At 63.4% G+C, this 19,682-nt stretch carries 15 protein-coding genes; 6 read left to right on the forward strand and 9 right to left on the reverse strand.

Features of this window, described 5'->3' with window-relative positions; all coding sequences use genetic code 11:
* The first annotated feature begins 241 nt into the window (after positions 1-241).
* Positions 242-892, forward strand: a complete 651-nt coding sequence (locus AT302_RS25790) for a GNAT family N-acetyltransferase (protein WP_058376427.1) — start codon at positions 242-244, stop codon at positions 890-892.
* Between the two features lie 111 nt (positions 893-1,003).
* On the opposite strand, the gene AT302_RS25795 is transcribed toward AT302_RS25790, so the two are convergent.
* A complete protein-coding gene (locus tag AT302_RS25795) occupies positions 1,004-1,492 on the reverse strand; it encodes an Lrp/AsnC family transcriptional regulator (RefSeq protein ID WP_058376428.1) in 489 nt (162 codons plus the stop codon).
* Positions 1,493-1,816: 324 nt separating this feature from the next.
* Positions 1,817-2,041, reverse strand: a complete 225-nt coding sequence (locus AT302_RS25800; RefSeq protein WP_058376429.1) for a hypothetical protein — start codon at positions 2,039-2,041, stop codon at positions 1,817-1,819.
* A 610-nt stretch (positions 2,042-2,651) separates the two neighbouring features.
* On the opposite strand from AT302_RS25800, the gene AT302_RS25805 reads away from it, so the two are divergent.
* Positions 2,652-6,218 carry an indolepyruvate ferredoxin oxidoreductase family protein gene (locus AT302_RS25805; protein ID WP_058376430.1) on the forward strand — a complete coding sequence of 1,189 codons (3,567 nt, stop codon included), beginning with the start codon at positions 2,652-2,654 and terminating at the stop codon, positions 6,216-6,218.
* Positions 6,219-6,372: 154 nt separating this feature from the next.
* Here AT302_RS25805 and AT302_RS25810 read toward each other — a convergent pair whose 3' ends face one another.
* Complete coding sequence (locus tag AT302_RS25810; RefSeq protein ID WP_058376431.1) at positions 6,373-8,658, reverse strand: NADP-dependent malic enzyme; 2,286 nt, start codon at positions 8,656-8,658, stop codon at positions 6,373-6,375.
* 337 nt (positions 8,659-8,995) lie between these two features.
* On the reverse strand, positions 8,996-10,243 hold the full coding sequence (locus AT302_RS25815; protein WP_058376432.1) for an MFS transporter: 1,248 nt from the start codon (positions 10,241-10,243) through the stop codon (positions 8,996-8,998).
* 301 nt (positions 10,244-10,544) lie between these two features.
* Here AT302_RS25815 and AT302_RS25820 point away from each other — a divergent pair, with 301 nt between their 5' ends.
* Positions 10,545-11,234, forward strand: coding sequence for an orotate phosphoribosyltransferase (locus AT302_RS25820; protein WP_058376433.1), 690 nt, complete (start codon positions 10,545-10,547; stop codon positions 11,232-11,234).
* 113 nt (positions 11,235-11,347) lie between these two features.
* Positions 11,348-11,746, forward strand: coding sequence for a fluoride efflux transporter CrcB (gene crcB, locus AT302_RS25825; protein WP_058376434.1), 399 nt, complete (start codon positions 11,348-11,350; stop codon positions 11,744-11,746).
* Positions 11,747-11,753: 7 nt separating this feature from the next.
* Here the strand turns inward: crcB and AT302_RS25830 are convergent, their stop codons facing one another.
* Positions 11,754-12,581, reverse strand: coding sequence for a helix-turn-helix transcriptional regulator (locus tag AT302_RS25830; protein ID WP_058376435.1), 828 nt, complete (start codon positions 12,579-12,581; stop codon positions 11,754-11,756).
* Between the two features lie 173 nt (positions 12,582-12,754).
* Between AT302_RS25830 and AT302_RS25835 the strand changes: the two genes are divergently transcribed.
* The gene (locus tag AT302_RS25835) at positions 12,755-13,564 is read left to right on the forward strand and encodes a class I SAM-dependent methyltransferase (RefSeq protein WP_058376436.1); all 810 of its coding nucleotides are present in this window, start codon (positions 12,755-12,757) and stop codon (positions 13,562-13,564) included.
* 105 nt (positions 13,565-13,669) lie between these two features.
* On the opposite strand, the gene AT302_RS25840 is transcribed toward AT302_RS25835, so the two are convergent.
* The 4 genes from AT302_RS25840 to AT302_RS25855 form a co-directional block, all read right to left on the reverse strand.
* Complete coding sequence (locus tag AT302_RS25840; RefSeq protein ID WP_058376437.1) at positions 13,670-14,431, reverse strand: peptidylprolyl isomerase; 762 nt, start codon at positions 14,429-14,431, stop codon at positions 13,670-13,672.
* Between the two features lie 65 nt (positions 14,432-14,496).
* Positions 14,497-15,057: a gamma carbonic anhydrase family protein gene (locus AT302_RS25845; RefSeq protein ID WP_058376438.1), complete on the reverse strand. Its 561-nt coding sequence runs from the start codon at positions 15,055-15,057 to the stop codon at positions 14,497-14,499.
* Positions 15,058-15,412: 355 nt separating this feature from the next.
* The gene (gene panS, locus AT302_RS25850; RefSeq protein ID WP_058376439.1) at positions 15,413-16,366 is read right to left on the reverse strand and encodes a ketopantoate/pantoate/pantothenate transporter PanS; all 954 of its coding nucleotides are present in this window, start codon (positions 16,364-16,366) and stop codon (positions 15,413-15,415) included.
* Between the two features lie 316 nt (positions 16,367-16,682).
* The gene (locus AT302_RS25855) at positions 16,683-18,407 is read right to left on the reverse strand and encodes a DEAD/DEAH box helicase (RefSeq protein WP_058376440.1); all 1,725 of its coding nucleotides are present in this window, start codon (positions 18,405-18,407) and stop codon (positions 16,683-16,685) included.
* 327 nt (positions 18,408-18,734) lie between these two features.
* Between AT302_RS25855 and AT302_RS25860 the strand changes: the two genes are divergently transcribed.
* The gene (locus AT302_RS25860) at positions 18,735-19,670 is read left to right on the forward strand and encodes a LysR substrate-binding domain-containing protein (protein WP_058376441.1); all 936 of its coding nucleotides are present in this window, start codon (positions 18,735-18,737) and stop codon (positions 19,668-19,670) included.
* Positions 19,671-19,682: the final 12 nt, after the last annotated feature.

Genomic DNA, 19,682 nt, shown 5'->3' on the forward strand with positions numbered 1-19,682 from the left:
CGAAGTGAGTAATTACTTACGATAGGAAGGGCGAATATTGCCCTTTCTTGTTGCTTCGCAGCAACCCTTCCCCCGATGGCCTGACTCGAACTATCGAGAAAACACGCCATTCTTCAGGTACTTAGACGTTTCCTTCCACGGCGTACTTTTATTTCCTAGGGTTTTTACCTAGCCGTTCGGCTATAATTCTTTTGCGCCGCACAATTCAGTGCACGCTCGAAAGAACACCAAGGAATACGCCATGACTGCCCCGAACCACACGCCCGACGTCGCCCACGCGACGGTTGCCGCTAACGAGCGGTCGAGCGTGCTGATTCGTGAGCTGACCTCGGGCGATATTCACCGCCTGCAACGCCACTTTCTGGCGCTGGGCGAAGAAGACCGCCTGCTGCGTTTCGGTCAGGCCGTCACCGACGACGTGATTACCCGCTACGTCGCCAGCCTCGACTTCTCGCGTGACAGCCTGCTCGGCGTCTACGACGACAATCTGGCGCTGGTCGCGGTCGCCCACGTGGCACAACTCCCCGAAGGCAAAAACGGCCGCGTTGCCGAATTCGGCGTCTCGGTGCTCGAATCGGCCCGTGGCCGTGGCATCGGCTCGCGTCTGTTCGAACGTGCGTCCATCCACTGCCGCAACAAGCGCGTCGATACGCTGTACATGCACTGCCTGTCGCGCAATGCCCGCATGATGCGCATCGCGAAGAAGGCCGGCATGGAAATCAACTACGCTTACGGCGAAGCCGACGGTTACCTCAGCCTGCCGCCCGCCGATACGCAGTCGATGCTCTCGGAAATGATGCAGGATCAGGTCGCCGCCTTCGATTACGCCATCAAGCGTCAGGTGCGTAACGCGCGACGTCTGCTCGGCGCCATCCTGCCGAAGGCTGCTTGATTCGAAATCGATTCACGGCAACGCAAAACAAAAAACCGGCCAAATTGGCCGGTTTCTTTTTTGTCCCGTCAGAATGATGAATCACCGGGCACCCTGTGGCTACAGCACGGATCAGGGCAGCGGTAACGCCGTCGTTTCCTTGAGCTGATCAAGGACGAAGCTGGTTTTCACATCGACCACGCTGGGGTGCATAAGCAGTTGCTTTTGCATGAAACGCGAAAAGTGCGTCATGTCGCCGACGTGCACGCGCAGCAGGTAGTCCATGTCGCCGGCCATCGCGTAGCAACCGACGACCTCGGGCCACGTATCGACCACGTCGCGGAAGTGCTCGTTGACCGTGCCGCCGTCTCCGTCACCGGGGTGCCGTTTGTCGAGACGCACGTTGACGTAAGCCAGCAGGCCGAGCCCCAGCCGTGTGGGTTCCAGCAGGGCAACGTAGCCACGGATGACGCCGGCCTCTTCCAGACGCCGGATACGACGCAGGCAAGGGCTCGGCGAGAGCCGCACCTGTTCGGCGATTTCGAGGTTGGATAGTCGGCCATTGCTTTGCAGCAATCCGAGAATCCGGCGGTCGATTTTATCCAATTCGAGTTTTGGCACTTCTCCCCCTGATTTTGATATTTATGAGCAATGATATTGCGTCAAAATACGAAAATCATAAAGTCATCACCCTGTTTACCCGATTACAAGACATTACAAGACAGTTCAGGGCAAGACGTCAGGGAATCGCATTAGCCACGCCGCGAAAACACCATGATCAAACCCAATAAAAAAGGCGCCAGCCTCATCGGTCGGCGCCCTGTGGTGTTGGGCGGCATCACTCGGTGGTGACGCACTCATGGTGTGTCTGGGGTCCGGCTTCGCAGCGCCTGATGCGCTCGCGTCGGAACAGCCTGCCCCGTTAGCCGTTTCGCCGGTGACGGCTTAACGGCGCTGAAATTCTCGCGGATCGATCGTGCGCTGGTCGAGCGGGCCTTCGTACCGCTGCGGCTGCTGCGTGGTGCGCAGCGGCGGCGTGACAGCCACGGTAACGGGGGTAGGTTCGGCCGCCTTGTCGCGTGCCAGTTCATCGGCACGTGCGACGCTCACTTCCAGGGTCAGAAACGAAGCGGAAACCAGCAGGAATTTGGCGATGTTTCGTTGATTCACAGTGACTCCTTCTTTCGTGTTGCTTGGGTACTTCCTTCGGTACTTCTTAAACGCAATGTCGTTTTTCCATCTGTCGGGTAACGCAACTTAGTGTGCATTCTGCCCTGCCCGTTCCCGATCGCCGACAGGCGTTACACGTTGTTACCCGCGTGTCAGAAACCACCGACAAGCGTACCTTTGCCGACATAATCGCGACACAATCCCGCCATTTTGCTGCGGAATCCGAAAAACACCACGCGTCACGATGCCGCATCTGCCACCCCATATTGGGATGATGCACATGGGCGCAAAGGGAGGGTTTACGCCAGCTACATGACGTTTACGTAAACGTCAGAATCCTCGCTATACTGCCCTCGATCGACAACTCGGATGACACCGGAACAACGTCGCTGCGCGGGCATCATGCCCATCGGGCGACGCCATGGCGCCGGTGCTAACATAGTTGCGACTGGTAACAGCATCACGAAAAAAGGCCCCGCTCACGGAGTGACATCGTTCACCCGTGGGACGTTAAAGAGGCCTGTGTCACCACCGCCGTCCTGCTTCACGAGAGCGGGGGGGCAGGAAGTTTTGGCGATCCCAAAATCAGTGAGAGTGAGGAGCACACCCCATGAACGCCCCCGTCAATCCGAGCTTGCTGGCCGCGCTGGAGTCGGTCACGCTCGACGACAAATACACGCTCGAGCGCGGTCGCGCTTACATGAGCGGCATTCAAGCCCTAGTCCGACTACCGATGTTGCAGCAGGCCCGCGATGCGGCGGCCGGGCTCAACACCGCCGGTTATATTTCGGGCTATCGCGGCTCGCCGCTCGGCGGTCTGGATCTGTCGCTATGGAAGGCCAAGCAGCACCTCGCCGGCCATAACATCGTCTTTCAGCCCGGTCTGAACGAAGACCTCGCGGCCACCGCCGTCTGGGGCTCTCAACAAGTCAATCTGTATCCCGCCAAGTTCGATGGCGTGTTTTCCATGTGGTACGGCAAGGGGCCCGGCGTCGACCGCTCCATGGACGTGCTCAAACACGGCAACTCGGCAGGCTCGTCGAAACACGGTGGCGTACTGGTCCTGGCCGGTGACGACCACGCGGCCAAATCCTCCACGCTCGCGCACCAGTCCGAACACGTCTTCAAGGCAGCCGGTATCCCCGTGCTGTATCCGTCGAACGTGCAGGAGTATCTCGACTACGGTCTGCACGGCTGGGCAATGAGCCGCTACTCGGGTCTGTGGGTCGCGATGAAGTGCGTGACGGACGTGGTCGAATCGTCGGCCTCGGTGATGATCGATCCGCACAACGTCGACATCCGCCTGCCGAACGACTTCATCATGCCGCCCGACGGCCTGAACATCCGCTGGCCCGATCCGCCGCTGGTGCAGGAAGCGCGGATGATCGACCACAAGTGGTACGCCGCCCTCGCCTACGTGCGCGCCAACAAGCTCGACCGCGTGACGATCGATTCCGACAATGCGCGCTTCGGCATCATGACCGGCGGCAAGGCGTATCTCGACGTATGTCAGGCACTTGCCGATCTGGGGCTCGACGAAGCCACGTGCCAGCGCATCGGCATTCGTCTGTACAAAGTGGGCTGTGTGTGGCCGCTCGAAGCGCAGGGTGCGCGCGCGTTTGCACAGGGCTTGCAGGAAATTCTCGTGGTCGAGGAAAAGCGTCAGATCCTCGAATATCAGATCAAAGAAGAACTGTACAACTGGCGTGACGACGTGCGCCCGCGCGTGTACGGCAAGTTCGACGAGAAGGACGGTGCAGGCGGCGAATGGTCGGTGCCGATGGCCAACTGGCTGCTGCCCGCGCACTACGAACTCTCGCCCGCATTGATCGCGAAGGCAATTGCCACGCGTCTGGAAAAATTCGAGTTGCCGAGCGACGTGCGCGATCGCATCAACACGCGCCTGAAGGTGATCGAAGCCAAGGAGCAAGCGCTCGCCAAGCCGCGCGTCGCTGCTGAGCGCAAGCCATGGTTCTGCTCGGGCTGCCCGCACAACACCTCGACGAATGTGCCGGAAGGCTCGCGCGCCATCGCAGGCATCGGCTGTCACTACATGACCGTGTGGATGGACCGCAAGACCGACACCTTCTCGCAGATGGGTGGCGAAGGGGTGCCCTGGATCGGTCAGGCGCCGTTCTCGTGCGACGAACACATCTTCGCGAATCTTGGCGACGGCACCTACTTCCACTCGGGGCTGCTCGCGATTCGCGCGGCGATCTCGTCGAAGGTCAACATCACCTACAAGATTCTCTACAACGACGCCGTTGCGATGACGGGCGGCCAGCCGGTCGACGGCACGTTGAGCGTGCCGCAGATCGTGGCGCAGGTGGCCGCGGAAGGTGCCGAGAAGATCGTCATCGTGACCGATGAGCCTGAGAAGTACGAGGGCGTGAAGTTGGTTGGCGATGTGCCCATCTACCATCGCAGCGAACTCGATCGCGTGCAGCGCGAACTGCGGCTGGTCAAGGGCACGACGATTCTCGTCTACGACCAGACGTGTGCCACCGAGAAGCGCCGCCGCCGCAAACGCGGCGCGTATCCCGATCCGGCCAAGCGTGTCGTGATCAACGAGGCGGTCTGCGAAGGCTGCGGCGATTGCTCGGTGAAGTCGAACTGTCTGTCGGTCGAGCCGCTCGAAACGGAATTCGGCACGAAGCGTCAGATCAACCAGTCGACCTGCAACAAGGACTTCTCGTGCGTGAACGGTTTCTGCCCGAGCTTCGTGACGGTGGAAGGCGGACAGCTGCGCAAGCCCAAGACGGCCAAGGTCGATAACGAAGGTCTGCCGCCGCTGCCCGAACCCGCGCTCCCGCAGATCACGCGTCCGTATGGCATTCTCGTCACGGGCGTGGGTGGCACGGGTGTCGTGACCATCGGCGGCCTGCTCGGCATGGCGGCGCATCTGGAAAACAAGGGCGTCACCACGCTCGACGTGACCGGCTTGGCGCAAAAGGGTGGCGCGGTGACGAGCCACGTACAGATCGCGCTGCAACCGGACGACATCCACGCCACGCGCATCGCCATGGGCGACGCACGCGTGGTGATCGGTTGCGACGCGATCACCACCGCCACCGACGACACGCTGTCGCGCGTGCAGCACGGTGTGACGAACATCGTGGTGAACAGCGCCCATACACCGACGGCCGACTTCATCCGCAACCCGAACTGGCGCTTCCCGGGATCGAGCACGGAGAACGATATCCGCGCCGCCGCCGGTGACAACGTCGATTTCGTCGACGCGAATCACCTGGCACTGCGTCTGCTCGGCGACACGATCTACACCAACCCGTTCGTGCTGGGCTTCGCGTGGCAGAAAGGCTGGGTGCCGCTCTCGTACGCGGCGCTCACGCGCGCCATCGAACTCAACGGCGTGTCGATCGAGAAGAACAAGCAGGCGTTCGAATGGGGACGCCGTGCCGCGCACGATCTCGCCAGCGTGCGCAAGCTCGCCCAGCAAGGGGAAACGCCGGAGTCCTCAGCCGCTGGCGGCAAGCTGATCACGCTGCATTCGCCCAAGGCGCTCGACGCGCTGATTCAACGCCGCTACGACCAGCTCGTCGCGTATCAGGATCGCGCGTATGCCGAACGCTTCAAGCAAACGGTCGATCGCGTGCGCACTGCCGAGTCGGCCATCGACAACGGCGCGTCGCAAATGCCGCTCACCGAAGCGGTTGCCCGCGCGCTCTACAAGCTCATGGCCTACAAGGACGAGTACGAAGTCGCACGCCTGTACACCGACCCGGCCTTCATGAAGAAGCTGAACGAGCAGTTCGAAGGCGACTTCTCGGTGCACTTCCACTTGGCGCCGCCGTCGCTCGCCAAGCACGACGACAAGGGGCATCTGATCAAGAAGTCCTACGGCCCGTGGATGATGAAGGCATTCGGCGTGCTGGCGAAGTTCAAGGGGCTGCGCGGTGGCGCGTTCGACATCTTCGGTCGCACGGAAGAGCGTCGCACCGAACGTGCGTTGATCGGTGAGTACGAGGCCTTGGTGAACGAACTGATCTCGCATCTGAACGAGCGCAACACGTCGCTGGCCGTGCAACTGGCTGAACTGCCGCAGGAGATTCGCGGTTATGGCCACGTGAAGGACCAGAACCTCGCCGCCACGCGCATCAAGTGGACGAAGCTGCTCACGCAGTTCCGCGATGGCAATGCGCATCGCGTTGCGGCCTGAAAGTCCGTTTAGCCTGAGCCTGAGCCGAAAGCGTCACCCGCATCAGAAGCCGCATGAAAAATCCCGCCAGCGCGTAAGCGACTGGCGGGATTTTTTTATCCTGCACTGACAGACACACGTACCGGATCAACCCGGCGGCGCGTCCGTCAGATCATCAACGAACCACGTTGGCAGCGGCCACAGCGGTCATGTTGATAATGCGGCGCACAGTGGCCGCCGGCGTCAGGATGTGAACCGGCTTGGCGCAGCCGAGCAGGAACGGACCGACCGTCACGCCTTCACCGCCCGTCATCTTGAGCAGGTTGTACGTGATGTTGGCTGCTTCTACGTTCGGCATGACCAGCAGGTTGGCTTCGCCCGACAGACGCGAGGCCGGGTAAGCGGCGCGACGCACCGACTCCGACAGCGCGGCGTCGCCGTGCATTTCGCCGTCCACTTCCAGCGACGGCGCACGGGCGGCCAGCAGTTCGCAGGCGCGCGCCATGCGTTGTGCCGAGGCCGACTTCACGCTGCCGAAGTTCGAGTTCGAGAGCAGCGCCACCTTCGGGGCGATACCGAAGCGCTCGATTTCCTTGGCGGCGAGCACCGTCATTTCGGCGAGTTGCTCCGACGTCGGCGTCTCGTTCACGTACGTGTCGCTGATGAACAGGTTGCGCTTCTCAAGCATCAACAGGTTCATCGCGGCGTAGTTGCTCACGCCTTCGGCACGGCCCAGCACCTGATCGACCACGTCGAGGTGACGGTGGTACGTATCGATCATGCCGCAGATCATGCCGTCGGCTTCGCCCAGATGCACGAGGATCGAACCGATCAGCGTGTTGTCCTTGCGCATGGCGGCCTTCGCCACTTCCGGGGTCACGCCGTGACGGGCGCCCAGGTTGTGGTATTCCTGCCAGCAACGCTGATAACGCGCGTCGTCTTCCGGATTGACGATCTCGAAATCGACACCCGGCTTGAGCTTCGAGCCGATCTTTTGCAGACGCATTTCCACCACGGCCGGACGGCCGATGATGATCGGCTTGGCGATACGCTCGGCCAGCACGAACTGGGCAGCGCGCAGCACGCGCTCGTCTTCGCCTTCGGCGAACACGATGCGGGCAGCCGTATCGGCGGCGAAACGGGCACGCGCGGCGGCAAACACCGGGCGCATGATGAAGCCCGTGCGGTAGACCGTGCCACCGAGTTGCTCGCGGTAGGCGTCCATGTCCTTGATCGGACGCGTCGCCACGCCCGAGTCCATCGCGGCTTGCGCGACGGCCGGAGCGATCTTGATGATCAGGCGCGGATCGAACGGCTTCGGAATGATGTATTCCGGACCGAATTCGAGCGACTGGCCTTCATAGGCGCGCGCCACTTCTTCGCTCTGCTCTTCTTCCTGCGCCAGTTCGGCGATGGCACGCACGGTGGCGAGCTTCATCTCTTCCGTAATGGTCGTCGCGCCCACGTCGAGCGCGCCGCGGAAGATGAACGGGAAGCACAGCACGTTGTTCACCTGGTTCGGATAGTCCGAACGGCCGGTGGCCACGATGCAATCCGGGCGAGCGGCCTTGGCGATTTCCGGGCGAATTTCCGGCTCGGGGTTGGCGAGCGCGAGAATCAGCGGGCTCGGGCCCATGGTCTTGACCATGTCGCCGGTGAGCACGCCTGCGGTCGAGCAGCCGAGGAACACGTCGGCGCCGTTGCTCGCATCAGCCAGCGTGCGGGCTTCGGTCGCCACGGCGTAGCGCGCCTTGCTCTCGTCGAGCTTGTCGCGGCCGGTGTGAATCACGCCCTTCGAGTCGAGAACCAGAATGTTCTCTTTCTTCAGGCCCAGATTCACCAGCAGGTCCAGACAGGCGATGGCGGCAGCGCCGGCGCCCGAGCAGACCAGCTTCACGTTGCCGATGTCCTTGCCCACGACCTTCAGGCCGTTGAGGATCGCGGCCGACGCGATGATGGCGGTACCGTGCTGATCGTCGTGGAAGACGGGGATCTTCATGCGCTCGCGCAGCTTCTTCTCGATGTAGAAGCACTCGGGCGCCTTGATGTCTTCGAGGTTGATGCCGCCGAGCGTCGGCTCGAGCATCGCGATCGCTTCGACGAGCTTGTCCGGGTCATGTTCGGCGAGTTCGATGTCGAACACGTCGATGCCTGCGAATTTCTTGAACAGGCAGCCCTTGCCTTCCATCACCGGCTTGGCGGCGAGCGGGCCGATATTGCCCAGACCCAGCACGGCGGTACCGTTGGTGATCACGCCCACGAGGTTGCTGCGCGAGGTGTAGCGGTTAGCGGCGAGGGGGTCTTCGGCGATCGCTTCGCAGGCGTAGGCCACGCCCGGCGAGTAAGCCAGCGACAGATCGATCTGGTTCGACAGCGGCTTCGTCGGCGTCACCGAGATTTTGCCCGGGCGGGGAAATTCGTGGTACGCCAGAGCGCTTTCTTTCAAGTCAGGTTTGTCCATATCTCGATACCTAAATACAGGGCGACGGCCGGGCGTCGGCCACCCGAGGGTAGCGCGCAGGCACGGCAGTCTTGTGACGGATCACGGCGGGAAGAGCCAACCGGAGGGATTCGGCGATTTTGTCGCTGACGGTGTTCTTCGCTGCGCGGCGGCGTGATGGCCCCCGCTCCCCCGGGTCTTGCATACCGCGCTCGCGCGCGTCAGACCAAGGGCTTGCGGCGCGCCGGACGCACCGCAGGACGCAAAGTGTACACCTTGCGCCAAAAGCTTGATGGCAGTGCACGGCAACCCGTTCGAGAGGCTTACCGGGCACTGCGGGCGTGTCGAATATCAGGAATCAGGAAAGCGCCTCGCCGCGACGCTCCGGAATCAGGAACAGCGTGGCGATGATGTCGAGCACGTAAATGCTGGCGAGAAACACGAGCGCCATCTTGAACGAGTACGCCGCCGCCAGTGCACCGACCGCGAGCGGGCCGAAACCGCCCACGGCGCGGCCGATATTGAACAGCACGTTCTGCGCCGTGGCGCGCGCCGCCGTCGGATACAGCTCCGAGATCAGTGCGCCGTAGCCGCCGATCATCCCGTTCACGAACATGCCCATCACAGCCCCGCCGATCAGCAATGCGAACTGCGATTGCAACTGCGCGTAGACGAACACCATCACGACGGCACCGATCTGGTAGCCGATGAACGTCGGGCGGCGGCCGAAGCGATCGGCCAGACGGCCGAACAGCCAGATGCCGAACGCCATGCCGAGCACGGTCACTGCCGTCCACATGGCCGACTTGGTGAGCGAATAACCGAACGCCTTCGACAGATACGACGGCATCCAGATCATCAGGCCGTAATAGCCGAAGTTCTGTACGGAACAGAGAATGGCCACGCCGAGACTCGCACGCGTGGTCGCGCAGTCCTTCACCAGCAGCTTGAGCGGCGCGTGTTCACGCGGCTGCTTCTGTTGCGCGATGAAGAGCTCCGGCTCGCCCAGCGTGCGGCGCATGATGAACGACACCACCGCCGGCAGCAGGCCGACCGCGAACATGCCGCGCCAGCCGATGACCGGCAGCAGCACGGGCGTGAGCAACGCGGCGGCGAGCACCCCGGCTTGCCAGCCCAGCCCCACGAACGACGACGCGCGCGCACGCCGCGCCGGTGCGCAGGCTTCTGCGGCCAGCGCCATGCCGATGCCGAACTCACCGCCCAGACCGATCCCGGCGATGGTGCGATACGCGAGTAGGTCCCAATAGCCTTGCGCGAGTGCGCACATCCCGGTGAAGACCGCGAACAGCAGAATCGTCCACGAGAGCACGCGCACGCGGCCGTAGCGATCTGAGAGCATGCCGAAGACGAGACCGCCCACGACGGCGCCGATGAGTGTCCACGTGACGAGTGCGCCCGACTGCGCGCTGGTCAGCGACAGGTCAGCGGCAATCGCGGGAAGAATGAAGCCGAGGATCAGCAGGTCGAAGCCGTCCATCGCGTAGCCGACGGCCGATGCCCAGAGGGCCCGGCTGGCGTAACCGTTGTCGTGCGCGTGGCCCGGTGCGGCGCCCGCGGCGGGGAATGACGTTGAATCGTTGGACATGTTGGCGGCTCCGGCCGGCGTATGAAATTCGGCGAGAGTGTATGCCTGTCATAAACCATCGGCAACTGTCTCTTTTTTTGGACTCATCTATCGGGACAGATTTTTCATATGCGCCGTGCGGTCACCCTGCGCGTATGTCGCCCCGTGGAAATATACGCTCCGTGCATAATTGACCGCTCGATTGCTGAATGTTGTGGCATAATTCGCGTTTAAGCGCCGGTCCGCCGTGCCGACCTGTCGCGCTGAACCTGATTTCCCCCTGCTGCCCGCACGGCGTGCAGCTATGCAAAGGATCCGCATCATGATTGGCATCGACCGCCAGGCGATCTCCGACATCACCGCCAAAATCCTGCTCGAAGTGGGCGCGGTGCATTTCAACGCTGAGAAGCCGTACATCTTCACCTCGGGCTGGGCCAGCCCGGTCTACACCGATTGCCGCAAGCTCATCTCGTACCCGCGCGTGCGCCGTACGCTGATGGACTTCGCAGAAGCCGTGCTCATCGAAGACGTCGGCTGCGAGCAGTTCGACACGGTCGCTGGCGGTGAAACCGCAGGCATTCCGTTCGCTGCCTGGATCGCCGACAAGCTGATGCTGCCGATGCAGTACGTGCGCAAAAAACCGAAGGGTTTTGGCCGCAATGCCCAGATCGAAGGCGATCTGCCGGAAGGCTCGCGCGTGCTGCTGGTCGAAGACCTGACGACCGACGGCCGCAGCAAGATCAACTTCTGTAAGGCGCTGCGCGAAGCCGGTGCGAGCGTGAACCACGTGTTCGTGATCTTCCACTACGACATCTTCCCGGAGAGCCGTCAGGTGTTGAAGGACATCGACGTGCAACTGCACTCGCTCGCGACGTGGTGGGACGTGCTGCGCGTAGCCAAGCAGCAGAACCACTTCGACACGAAGACGCTGGATGAAGTCGAGAAATTCCTGAACGCACCGGCCGAATGGTCGGGTGCGCACGGTGGCGCAACGTCCTTCCCGAAGGACTGAGCGACCGTGGTAATGCTCGCAATGCCCGCAATGCCCGTAGTATTCGCTTGAGAGGCGAGGACGGCCGGCCCCGAACAGGGCCGGCCGTTTTATTATCTGCCAGGGGAAAACTTATGTTTGCTTCGGTCGTTGCCATCAGCATGGGCGCCGCCCTCGGGGCGCTGCTGCGCTGGGCGTTGAGCGTACAGTTCAACGCCATTCTGCCGACGCTTCCGCTCGGCACGCTCGCCGCCAATCTCGGCGGCGGCTACCTGATCGGTGTTGCGGTCGCGCTGTTCAGCCAGTTCCCCTCGATCCCCGCCGAATGGCGGCTGCTGATCGTCACCGGCTTTCTCGGCGGCCTCACCACGTTCTCGACCTTCTCGGCGGAAGTCACGACGCTGCTGCGCGAAGGGCAGCTCGGCTGGGCATCGATGACGGTCGTCGCCCACGTGGCGGGCTCGCTCCTGATGACGCTGCTCGGCATGGCGAGTGCGACGTACCTCGTGCAGTGGATGCGGCCGGCGGCCTAAATTCCCCCTACGCCAGCAACATCACCAGCTTCACGTCATCGTGACCGGAGAGCCGGAACGTCACCTGCGCAAAGTCGATCTCGCCGCGCGTCGGATGATGAAAGCCACGGCGGCCGCCTTCACGCTCCACCACATCTTGCTGCGACCAGAGCGCCGCGAACACGGCACTCTCGCGTTGCAACGCGTCGGTCAGTGCGCGCACCGGCGAATCGTCCAGATACGCGCTGCACTCGGCGCGAAACTCGGCCACTACGCGCCGCGCACGGCTCGGCCAGTCCTGAATCAACGACTGCGCGCCGACGTCGAGAAAGATGTAACGCAGCAAATTCTTCGGCCCCGGTGCATCGAGCCAGCCACGGAAGATGTCGGTCGCCGCATCGTTCCACGCCAGCACATCCCAGCAGCGATCCAGCGCGTAGGCGGGTGCCGCCACCGCAGCGACGGCGGCCTGCACTTGGGCCGCCGCGTGGTGGGGCAACGGTTCGGCACCGCGCTCGGGATCACGCTTTCCCGCGAGATCGAACAGGTACGAACGCTCTGCGCGCGAGAGTCGCAACGCACTCGCCACCGCCGACAACGCCCCCACCGAAATCGATACCTCGCGCGCCTGCTCGATCCACGTGTACCAAGTGGCGGACAATCCCGACAACTGCGCCACTTCTTCGCGTCGCAATCCCGGCGTGCGGCGTCGGCCGATCGGCGGCAGGCCGACGGCAGCCGGGGTGAGACGCTCGCGATGGGCGCGCAGAAAGTCACCCAGCGCGCGGCGCTGGCTGGCCGCGCCACGAGCATCGTCGGAAGCTTGCCGGTGGGCCGTGGTATCGGGTGGTGTCATGATAGGGGTAGTTTTCATACCAGGATAAATGGACAACTTGTACCGGTATCGGCGAACCATTATCGTGAGTCACATCGAGGTTGCGCAAGCACGAATGCCGGGTCTTCCCGTCATCGACATGCCCTGCCCCGCCCCCACAAACATGATGACTGTCCAATCGAAGGAGACGCCCCGTGAGCGACGCTAATCGCCCCACTTCCTCGTCAGCGCCCCCCGCAGCGCACGACGCCCACAATGCCGTCGTCACCGGTCAGTTCGGCCCGCAGGCATCGGCGTATCTGACGAGCGCCAACCACGCGCAGGGTGCTGACCTCGAACAACTCGCGGTGATCGCCCGTGCACACCCGAACGCCCAAGTGCTCGATCTGGGCTGCGGTGCCGGTCATGTGAGCTTCTTCACCGCGCCGTTTGCGTCGCGCGTCGTCGCGTACGACCTGTCTGCCGACATGCTCGGTGTCGTGGCTGGCGAAGCGGCCAAACGCGGATTGACGAATATCGAAACGCAACTCGGCGCGGCCGAATCGCTGCCGTTCGACGACGCCAGCTTCGACCTCGTCTTCAGCCGATACAGCGCGCATCACTGGGCCGACGTCGGCGCCGCGTTGCGCGAGATGCGCCGCGTGTTGAAGCCGGGTGGCCGTGTCGTGATCTGTGACGTCGCCTCCACCGGGCAACCGCTGTTCGACACGTATCTTCAAGCTGTCGAAGTGTTGCGCGATACGTCGCACGTACGTGACTACGCTGTTGGCGAATGGCTGGCGATGGCCGCGAATGCCGGGTTCTCGGTGGCATCGCTCACACCGCGCACGCTCGATCTCGACTTCAAGACGTGGACGACACGTATGCGCACGCCCGAGCCGATGCAAGTCGCGATTCGTGCGCTGCAAACGGCTATGGCCGACGACGTGCGGCGACACTTCCGCATTCAGGATGACGGCTCGTTCACGCTCGACACCGTCACGCTGGAATTCGTCGCAGGCTGACGAGCCACGGTTCGTCGTGACCCAATGAAAATGGGGCGCTCCCGCAAGAGCGCCCCATCTTTTTTGCCTTCGATACTTTCGATAACTTTGGCTTCGCGCGACGCCTTACTGCAAGAGCCGCGCCCCGTCGCCATCGTTAGCACCGCTGATTTCCGCCGCCCCGGCGAGCAACGCCACATAGTGACGCAGCGCGCGCGTGCGGGCGTTCTCATACAACTGCGCAGCGATGCGATCGGCCACGCGCTCGAACGGCGGCATACGGCCCTTCACACGCCGCTCGATACGCACGACGTGAAAGCCGTAGCGCGTATTCACCAGCCGTGGCAGCACGCCCAACCGGTCACCGCAGAACAGCACCAGCTCGAACTCCGGCGCCCCACTGCCGCGCGTGAGCATGCCGAGGCTGCCACCGCTTCGTCCCGAAGGACAATCCGACGCGCTCGCCGCGAGCGACTCGAACGCGGCGGGCTCGACGCGCAGTCTGTCGAGCGCCGCCTGCGCCCGTGAGAGCGTGACCGAGAGCGGCACGCCTGCCGAAAGTGCAAACAGAATATGACTCGCCTGCACCTGATCGCCCACGCGGAATTGCCCCGCGTGTTCGTGGAAGTACGCACGGCACTCGGCTTCGGTGGGTCGCCGCACATGCACATCGCGGGTGAAGAGCGCATCGACAATCGCGTCGTCGCTCGCGCCGGCCATCTCAGCATCACCGAGCAACCGCAGATCACGCACGCGTTGCCGCAACAACTCGCGACTGACGAGGGCGTGCCGGGCCGCCGTTTCCGGGTCGGCCGCGTCGCGATGCTGATCGATCTCATCGGCGACGCGGCGTGCGTCGATGACAATCCCGTTGACGCTCAAAGACATGACGAACTCCTGCAAATGCTCAGAGGCCGGCGCTCACCCGCAGTGACACACACTCACGTTCGTGCTCAGAACTCGTTCTGAATACGACGATAAGCGCGTGCCAGTTGCACGTTCGTGCGGCTCACCGATTCGGAGAACTCGCGCGCGTCGACAGTGACCTTCGGAATGGTCGCGAGATCGGTCTCGCGGCTGATGTGTGTGGTCGAGGGAATGTAGAAGTTCTCGGGAATATCGCGCCCGTCGACCACGCTGTTGTGTCGCACGACGACGCCGTCGTGCACGACGCAGTTGAACAACACAGAGTTGAAACCGATGAATACGTTGTTACCGATCACACACGGGCCATGCACGATAGAGCGATGGGCAATCGAAGTGTTCTCGCCAATGGTCACGCGTGCGCCGTCTTTCGAATGGATCACGACCCCGTCCTGAATATTGGAATTGGCGCCGATCACGATCGGCTCCATCTTGCCGCCCTCGTCGACTTCATCGGCACGCAATACGGCGTAGGGTCCGATGAAGACGTTCTCGCCGACGATGATCTTGCCGCACAAAATGGCCGTCGGATCGATGAACGAGGTTTCATGCACGACGGGGAAATCCCCGCTCGGATTCTTTCGCAACATTGATGAATGACTCCAGACCGCTCGCTCGTAAGCCCGGGCCCTGCGGACAGCCACGTCGCGTACGTGCGCGATGCATCGCTGCCTGAAACGGCCTCGTCGGAATACGCCCTGTGGGCAAGCGGGGGAAAGGGAACACGGACAGGCGCCGTGGTACAGATTCTCTCACCGCCGCGAACGGTATAACGTTGTTGTAGGCGATGAGAGACAGAAAGGCAAATGCCCGCGATGACGGTGCGGGCAGCCGTTGCGCGCCGCACACAAGCGTGTTTAGCACGGGAAAAAAGCGGTTCGCTACGCGATGACCGAAGTAATGAACTACGTAGCGAACTATCTGGCGAGCAGCGTCTTTTACGACTTAGTGCGCAGCGCGCGTCGGGGCGGCTTGCGCATCGTTGGCGGTGCCCGTCGGGCGACCACGCCAGTAACCCGCGAGTAGCGATCCGGACAGGTTGTGCCAGACCGAGAACAGGGCACCCGGCAGCGCCGCCAGTGGCGTGAAATACAGCTTGCCGAGCGTGGCCGCGAGCCCCGAATTCTGCATGCCGACTTCGATGGCGAGCGTGCGGCAGATCGATTCGTCGAAGCCGAGCAGACGTCCGCCCCAGTAGCCGCCGAGCAGCCCCAGACCGTTGTGCAGCACCACGCCAAGCATCACCAACGGACCCACCGTGGCAATGTTGCCCTGATTGGCGCCCACCACAGCACCGATGATCAGCACGATGGCGACCATGGAGACCAGCGGCAGATAGCTTTCGACCGCACGCACGGCACGGTTGAAGAAGCGGTTGATGAGCAACCCCGCGCCAATCGGCAGCGCAACGATTTGCAGAATCGAGAGCAGCATGCCTTCCACGTCCACCGAGATCGATGCGTCCACATACAGACGCGTGAGCAGCGGCGTCGCGAACACGCCCACCAGCGTGGACATGGCGCTGATGGTGACTGACAGGGCCACGTCGCCACGCGCGAGATAAATCATGACGTTCGACGCAGTACCGCTCGCCACACTGCCCACGAGCACCATGCCGGCGGTCAGATCGGGCGGCATATGCAGCACGCGTGCGATCACCCAGGCGGCCAGCGGCATCACGAGGTAATGCAGCACCACGCCCGCGACGATCGGCGCGGGACGCGTAAAGACACGTTTGAAGTCGTCGAACGTCAGCGTGACGCCCATCGCGAACATCACAACGGTCAGCAGTGCGGTGACGTGCGGCGTGACGCCGGAGAAACTGGCCGGCGAGAAGTAGGCGGCAACGGAGAGCAGCAGGGCCCACAACGGGAACAAGCGGGTGACACGGGCGATCATGAGGTCCTCGGAGAACGGAAATGCGGCGCGCGAACTGGCGAGTCCATGCGCCCTCGTTCCCTGAGAGGTCATCGCACCTGCCACACCCGGGCCGCCGGGTGCAAAAGGTTAATATTTTACTTAATTTGCGCCGAGTGCCTCTCGGGGATGCCTCGAACGGGTTCGACATACCCGTCAGGCGCGCGCGCGGCACGATACTTCGAGGCCCAATGAAAACGGGCCTGACGAGCAAGACGCGGTTCAAACTCACTGGAGTATTGAACCGCGAATGCATCATCAGGCCCGTGGCAAGCGCTGGCGACGTTTAATCGCGGGTTTAATCGCGTTTCGGTTTGCCCATCAGCAGGGCAGCACCGACACCATCACGGCGTGCCGGGCGCGGCCCGCGCGGCGCGAAATCGCTGCGCTCACCACCGCCCTGCCCGCGCGACGCATTCTGCCCGTCGCGACCTTGCCCTTGATGGGCGCCGCCTTGCGTGGCACGTGCCGGGGCGCGTTGCCCATCGACACGCTTGCCGCCGCCGACACCACCGCCACCACCGTTACCGCCACCGCCTGCGCGTTTGCCGGGTTGCGATTGATTGCCGCCGAAGCCGCCACCATTGCCACCGTTACCGCCGCCATTGCGGCCACCGGTTGCCGCGCCGCTCGTGCGCGGTGCCGATGCGTTACGCTCGCCGTTGCGTTGGCCACCCCCGTCGGCCGCGTGACGCGGCTTGCCGGCATCCCCCTGACGCGGGGCGCGGCCGTCGCGGCCACCTTCACGGGGCTCACGCGCTTCACGCGGGGCACGGGCCTGCTGGCCATCGCCGCGGCCGCGTCCACCACCGCCACCACCACCCGGCGCACCACGGCCACCCGATTGATTCTTGCGAATCGGCTGGGCGACGGCGGTCGGGTCCGGTTCGAAGCCCGGCACCACTTCCGTGTCGATCTGGCGCTTGATGAGGCGCTCGATGGCGGTGAGCAGTTGATGCTCGTCCACGCACACCAGCGACACCGCTTCGCCCTGCGCACCGGCACGGCCGGTACGGCCGATACGGTGCACATAGTCTTCCGCCACTTCCGGCAGATCGAAGTTCACCACGTGCGGCAGTTGATCGATATCGATACCGCGTGCGGCGATATCGGTCGCCACCAGCACTTGCAGCGTGCCGCTCTTGAACTCGGCGAGCGCGCGGGTGCGGGCACCCTGGCTCTTGTTGCCGTGAATCGCGAGGGCCGGCACACCGCCCTTCGTCAGCTGTTCGGCCAGACGATTGGCACCGTGCTTGGTACGCGTGAAGACGAGCACCTGAAACCAGTTGTTCTCGCGCACCAGGTGTTCGAGCAGTTCGCGCTTGCGGTCACGGTCGACCGGGTGAATCTTTTGCGCGACCGTCTCGGCCGTGGTGTTGCGGCGAGCCACTTCGATCAGGGCGGGCGACTTCAGCAGGCCATCGGCCAGTTGCTTGATTTCGTCCGAGAACGTGGCCGAGAACAACAGATTCTGACGCTTGGCGGGCAGCACAGCCAGCACGCGGCGGATATCGCGAATGAAGCCCATGTCCAGCATGCGGTCTGCCTCGTCGAGCACGAGGATTTCCACGGCCGACAGGTCGACGGTCTTCTGCTGCATGTGGTCGAGCAGACGGCCCGGCGTGGCGACGAGAATATCGACACCGCGCGCCAGTTGACGCACCTGCGGCACCATCGACACGCCGCCGAAGACGGTCATCGACGTGAGGGGCAGGTACTTGCCGTATTGCGTGACGCTCTCTTCGACTTGCGCGGCCAGCTCACGCGTGGGCGTGAGCACGAGGGCGCGCACGCGGCGTTTGCCGTTGGCGGCAGCGGGGGCTGCACGCGAGGAGAGCATTTGCAGGATCGGCAGCGTGAAGCCTGCCGTCTTGCCGGTACCGGTTTGGGCACCGGCGAGAAGATCGCCGCCTTGCAGGACAGCCGGAATCGCTTGTTGTTGAATCGGGGTCGGTTGTGTGTAGCCGAGATCGCTGACTGCACGCAGGATGTCGGCCGATAGGCCGAGCGTTTCAAAAGACATATAAAGACCAATGCGCGGACTCCACGATGTGTGTCCCCGCGCGTATCGATTGATTGTTCTTGATGGAAAGCCCGCGTCGGGCGTGCGACGCACGTCGCGCTCATTTTGGGCGACGCGTCTGAAGACGCCGGCAAGACGACCCGCCGGCTGACTATGTGTCTAGCGGCTTGGCGGGCGAGGCCGTCGCGGGTACGGCCGTGTCTTGAAAGGGCGTAGTTTACCACGCGCCCCTTGCGCGAGTCAGGTGACATCCCACAGCGCTTTCGCGAGCGCGGGCCAAGCCGCTACACTGACGCCATTCTCCCGACGCCCAGGTGGCCCGTTCCCGTGCGATTCGATCTGACCGACCTGCGCCTGTGCCTGCTCGTGGCCGAGGCCGGCAGCATTACCGGAGGGGCCGAACGTGCCCATCTGACCCTTGCCTCCGCCAGTGCCCGCATTCGCGGGCTGGAAGAGACGCTGGGGGTCGCCCTGTTCATGCGCCACCGTCAGGGCGTCATCCCGACACCGGCCGGGCGCGCCCTGCTCGCCCACGCCCGCCGGGTGCTCGCCCAGATCGAGCAGATGCGCGGCGAACTCGGCGAGTACGCGGCGGGCCTCAAGGGCAACGTGCGCATTGCGTCGAACACGGTCGCCATGTCCGAATTCCTGCCCGATCTGCTGGGCGCGTTCCTCGCGGAGCATCCGAATGTGGAAATTGCTCTGCGCGAACAGACCAGCCCCGCTGTCGTGCAGGCCGTGCTCGAAGGCGCGGCGGATATCGGCGTCGTCTCCGACTGGATCGAGCTGACCGGGCTTGAAACCGTGCCGTTCCGGCAAGACCGGCTGGTGGTCGTCACGCCACCGGGTCATGCGCTGACACAACGCGACGCGGTCGCCCTCATCGACATTCTCGACGCCGAATTCATCGGTCTGCCCGAGCACAGCGCCTTGGCCGAGCATCTCGACGGCCACGCGAAGCGTGCCGGGCGGCCGCTGCGCTACCGGCTGCGGCTGCGCGACTTCGACAGCTTGTGCCGGGCCGTCGCAGCAGGTGCCGCGCTCGGTATCGTGCCGCTCAGCGCCGCCCGGCGCTCGGCGGCAACGCTGGGCATCGGCATGGTGCCGCTCTCAGATGCCTGGGCGCTGCGCACGCTGGTGCTGTGTGTGCGCGAGCGCGACGCCCTGCCCGTCTACGCCCTCCAGTTGCTCGACCGGCTGCAAGGGCCTGCCATCCATTCGGCAGACACGACCGTCGGCACAAACAAAAACGGCACGACGTAATCGCCGTGCCGC

The organism is Pandoraea norimbergensis (assembly GCF_001465545.3).
Lineage (GTDB): Bacteria > Pseudomonadota > Gammaproteobacteria > Burkholderiales > Burkholderiaceae > Pandoraea > Pandoraea norimbergensis.

Excerpts from the sequence above, each read along its gene's own strand:
- AT302_RS25790 (WP_058376427.1), top strand. The coding sequence starts at position 242 with ATGACTGCCCCGAACCACACGCCCGACGTCGCCCACGCGACGGTTGCC.
- AT302_RS25805 (WP_058376430.1), top strand. The coding sequence starts at position 2,652 with ATGAACGCCCCCGTCAATCCGAGCTTGCTGGCCGCGCTGGAGTCGGTC.
- AT302_RS25810 (WP_058376431.1), bottom strand. The coding sequence starts at position 8,658 with ATGGACAAACCTGACTTGAAAGAAAGCGCTCTGGCGTACCACGAATTT.
- AT302_RS25815 (WP_058376432.1), bottom strand. The coding sequence starts at position 10,243 with ATGTCCAACGATTCAACGTCATTCCCCGCCGCGGGCGCCGCACCGGGC.
- AT302_RS25820 (WP_058376433.1), top strand. The coding sequence starts at position 10,545 with ATGATTGGCATCGACCGCCAGGCGATCTCCGACATCACCGCCAAAATC.
- crcB (WP_058376434.1), top strand. The coding sequence starts at position 11,348 with ATGTTTGCTTCGGTCGTTGCCATCAGCATGGGCGCCGCCCTCGGGGCG.
- AT302_RS25830 (WP_058376435.1), bottom strand. The coding sequence starts at position 12,581 with ATGACACCACCCGATACCACGGCCCACCGGCAAGCTTCCGACGATGCT.
- AT302_RS25840 (WP_058376437.1), bottom strand. The coding sequence starts at position 14,431 with ATGTCTTTGAGCGTCAACGGGATTGTCATCGACGCACGCCGCGTCGCC.
- AT302_RS25845 (WP_058376438.1), bottom strand. The coding sequence starts at position 15,057 with ATGTTGCGAAAGAATCCGAGCGGGGATTTCCCCGTCGTGCATGAAACC.
- panS (WP_058376439.1), bottom strand. The coding sequence starts at position 16,366 with ATGATCGCCCGTGTCACCCGCTTGTTCCCGTTGTGGGCCCTGCTGCTC.
- AT302_RS25855 (WP_058376440.1), bottom strand. The coding sequence starts at position 18,407 with ATGTCTTTTGAAACGCTCGGCCTATCGGCCGACATCCTGCGTGCAGTC.